Source organism: Phenylobacterium sp. (assembly GCF_037968635.1).
Classification (GTDB): Bacteria; Pseudomonadota; Alphaproteobacteria; order Caulobacterales; family Caulobacteraceae; genus Phenylobacterium.
This window is the reverse complement of record NZ_JBBKVV010000184.1, coordinates 1-3904: the sequence shown is the minus strand read 5'-3', so window position 1 is coordinate 3904 and position 3904 is coordinate 1. Positions and strand designations below refer to the sequence as shown.

The 3904-nt window shown below is 65.1% G+C and carries 2 protein-coding genes; one reads left to right on the top strand and one right to left on the bottom strand.

Going from position 1 to position 3904, the window contains the following annotated elements:
* Nucleotides 1–413: 413 nt before the first annotated feature.
* Nucleotides 414–2219 (bottom strand): hypothetical protein, encoded by a 1806-nt coding sequence (locus AAC997_RS19800; protein WP_340647424.1) that lies wholly within the window; start codon nt 2217–2219, stop codon nt 414–416.
* A gap of 196 nt (nt 2220–2415) precedes the next feature.
* Between AAC997_RS19800 and AAC997_RS19795 the strand changes: the two genes are divergently transcribed.
* Entirely contained in the window at nt 2416–3447 is a 1032-nt protein-coding gene (locus tag AAC997_RS19795) for a helix-turn-helix domain-containing protein (RefSeq protein ID WP_340647423.1), read from the top strand.
* Nucleotides 3448–3904: the final 457 nt, after the last annotated feature.

The window sequence follows — 3904 nt, the reverse complement described above, 5'->3', positions numbered from 1 at the left end:
CGCGGGGGCGGAGGCTGAGGCGCGGGTGGTGTTCCGTTCGATGTCGGCTCAGGGCTCTTAGCCGTCGGTGCCAACGTCCGCTCTCGGGCAGGAGGCCTGCAAGTCGACCGAGACGACCTAGTTGGGCTCCAGGGCGACCTCGGAAGGTCCTCTCTATGGCGCAGGGCAAGGCCTGGGTGACTTAGCCCCGCGAGTCCTCGGCCAGATTGCGGGGATCGCGCATGAAGGCCGCGTCCGGCGGGCTGTCGGCGACGCTGCGGGTCATCATGCCCTCGAAATGACCCTGGGACAGGTGTGTGACGAACAGCCGCGTCAGGGACCCGAGGCCCTCGGCTTGCCCCTACCCGTTTCTCCGATGTCGAGTCGGGCTCTCCGGCGCCGGACCTGTGGCCGGCGCCGGTATTGCCGCTGATTCAGATGAACACGAAGTTGTCGGCGGTGAATTCATTCAAACTAATGCTCGAGACCGTAATTGAGTTGGCGCCATCGAGTTGGATGCGGATTCCGTTTGAACCATCGCCCGCTGCCGCGTTCAGCACCTGCGCCAGGCTGCTAAAGCCGTAAGCGGAGAGGTCGATCACGTCGTGGCCCGGGCCCGCGCCAGGCCGGAATCCGAAGACCTGATCGTGTCCGCTTCCAGGCCCAACCACCACCGTGTCAGAGCCATAGTCTCCTCTGAAGGAGGAATTGGACAGATCGATGAGGTCGTCGCCTGCGCCACCCGTGATCGTGTCGTTGCCGCGCCCGGGTTGGATGACGTCGCCGTTTGGGGTGCCGATTACAATGGCTGGGGCTGAGAAGGAGGCTTCATAGTTTCCGAGGTGGTAGTCGAGGGTGGCCGAACCAGTCACAGCGCTAAAATCCACGACCGTCTGACTGCCGGTATAGGCGTAGGACGTGACGGCTACGGCTCCGGTCAGGTCGCCGGCCGCCATCACCTCTCCACCGCCGGTGAAGATCAGAGCTTCGATGCGGTCGGCTCCCACGACCTGCACCCCGCCGACGAGACCGCCGCCGGGCCCGTTGATCTGCAAGGATTGCGGCGCGGCGCTTACTGACTGGATCGAGAGGACGTCGAAGCCTCCGCCGCCGGCGAAACTGTCGCCGTTCGTGTCCGCGATCATGAAGAAGGTCGCGATCTGGCCGGACGTTGGCGCCACGAAGTGATCGGCGCCGCCGCCACCCCGGACCTCAATTGAAGTAAGACCTGTGGCAGCAGAGAAATCGAAGCTGGAGTTGAGGGAGAAGTCGCCTTCCTGGTCTGTGTAAAGATGCAGGTGGTCAATTCCGGCGACGCTGGCGGCGGCGCCGTTGAAAATCCAGGTAGAGCCGGCGACGGTCAGATTCCCGTCGCCTTCGGTCCTGATGTCGAGGCTGTCCGACGCCGAACCGACTCCCTGGATGACATCGCCCGCCCCAAACTCGCCGGGGCCGAACTGGACGTAGGCCGAGCCCGTGGCCGCAGTCGCGCTGAGGTTGATCGTGTCGGCCCCGGAGCCTGGGGCCAATCGCGGATTGAGGTCACCCACACCGCCAAAATTGATCACATCATCGCCGGCTCCGCCATAGACCTCGCCGAACACAATGAACCCCGTGCCGCCTTCCAGGGTGAGCACGTCATTGCCGTCGCCGCCGTCAAGCGAAGTCAGGGTAAAGAAACCCCCGGCTGGGCCGCTACTAACGATGGTGTCATCGCCCCCGCCGCCGTCGGCGTTGCCGTAGGCGAAATCGATGTAGTCGTCGCCGCCAAGACCGCGGATGTTATCCTGGCCGCCCCTGCCAAGGATGGTGTCGTCACCCTCAGTGCCGATGAGGTTCTCGTCGACGGGGCCGTCACTTTCTCCGTTTAGGGTCACCGAGACGGTGGCGTAGCTGACCACCCCGTTCCCCATCCGGATGGCATAGGTGAAGCTGTCAGCGCCGACTTCGCCCTCGTTCAGATGGTCGAAGGCCTGGCCCGGGTCGTAGACCACCTTGCCGCCCTCAAAACGCACCGTGGCGCCGCTCGCCAGGGTCATCGCCACGTCCGGGGCGGTGTAGACGCCGGGATTGGCTTGGTCCAACGACCAGAGCGCCTTGCCACCGCCGCTGGCGTCGTTAGCCATGACGTCGATCGTGATGACCTGGTTTTCGCCGCCCGAAGCTGCGTCGGCCTTGGCTTGCGGCCCCGCCTTCACGTTTTGCACGGCCTTGGTTGTGGTGCTCTCGGCTTTCGACATGCAATGATCCCCCATATTTCTTTGAACGCACTTGGTGGACAGTCTGTGTTCCGAAATACGGGAAGTCATTATCCTGGGGTTCTACGAATCTTGACCCAGCGTTACACTTGCATCACCTGGAGGTTGATGGCGGCGAACGCTTGTATTCTGGGCTTCGGCGCGCCCAGTCGCGGCATGCGACGCAAGGCACGCAACAATGGGGATCGCCATCTCTAGGTCGTCGGCTGTGCGGAGGGACCTATGGGTTCTCGACGCCCGTCAGCATGCCGACGCCGCCGAGCAGTACCGGCAGGCCTGCGCAGGCATCTTCGCGGTTGAGCTATCGGGGGGCGACGCCAGCTTCTCCAATCGCATGGACAGCTATCACATTGAGGCGGCGATATTCTCTCGTTGCGAGGGGGTCGCGCAGCGGTTCGACCGGTCTACCGCTCACCTGATGGCGGACGGCGGCGACAATGTGCAGGTGGTTCTCGACCTTCCCGGCAATCGGTGGGAGGGCGATTACGACGGGCGGCTCGTGAATAGCGGAATGGGCGTCCTGCGCCTGATCGACTGGTCGCGGCCGTTCCAGTTCCGCGCCGATGCGTTCCGCACGCTTAATCTGATGCTGCCGCGGGCGTTGCTTGGCCCTGCGGCAGGCTTTGACCTCCATGGTCTGGTCGCGCCGGAAAACAGCCCAAGCGCCCGACTCCTGGCCGGGTTCATGCACGCGCTCTGGGAGAACCTCCCCCATCTGACCGCCGCCGAGGCGCGACCGATGGCCCTTGCCGCGAGCGCCCTCGTTCAAGGGGTGATCTTCGCCCAAGCCGACGTCGCCTGGGAGGACGCGCGGCCAGCCGACAAGGTCCGCATCGCACAGGCGCGGAGCCTGATCGACGCGCGGCTGGATGACCCCGACCTCTCGCCCGACGGCGTCGCGGTCGAACTGGGCGTCTCTCGCGCCAAGCTTTATCGGTTGTTCAAGCCACTCGGTGGCGTCAGCGCCTTCGTCCAGGCCCGACGCCTGGACCACGCCTTCCGCACGATCATGGAGGACAAGGCTGGCGCGGTTTCGCTCAGTGAGATCGGCTATCGGCACGGCTTCCGCTCCGACGCCAACTTCAATCGCGCCTTCCGCCGCCGCTTTGGCGCGCCGCCCGGACGGCTGCGCGACGCCGCCGAGGGGCGCGAGGCCCTCAACGACTTTCGCCGGCCCGATCTCATTTGGGACTGGCTTAGAGACCTCTGACCGCCGGACCTGCGGCGACTCGTCCCGTGACTATCGCCGATTTGCGGCCTTCGACGCCGCCTACGCCCGGAGCACGTCCTGGGCGCCGCGCGCCCATGCCAGGGACATCCTTTTGGTGGGGAACAGCGGGGGGCGAACCCGGACTGGCAGAGGCCCGACGGAACTCAAGTCGCTTGAGCGGCAGGCCGAGTTCGACTTCATGGGGCGCATGCTTGGCGCTTGGGCGCCCAGAATGGCTCGCGCATGGAGCGCTTGCCGCATCGAGGCGACTGGGACCTGATGCGGTCGATCTGTGATGGCGAGGCGCCTACGCTCCATCCCTTCGCCTGATGCAGTGGCCATCGAACACCGGCGCGTCATCTGTGCGGTCGTAGGACCGCGTGAATGTCGTGAACCCGGAGGCGCGCTAACGGCCCCTCCTGGCGCACAGCAGACTTCCCGCCACCCCGCCCTAGAC

Bases quoted from the DNA above. Each gene is read 5' to 3' on its own strand.
- AAC997_RS19800 (WP_340647424.1), bottom strand. From the start codon at position 2,219: ATGTCGAAAGCCGAGAGCACCACAACCAAGGCCGTGCAAAACGTGAAG.
- AAC997_RS19795 (WP_340647423.1), top strand. From the start codon at position 2,416: ATGGGGATCGCCATCTCTAGGTCGTCGGCTGTGCGGAGGGACCTATGG.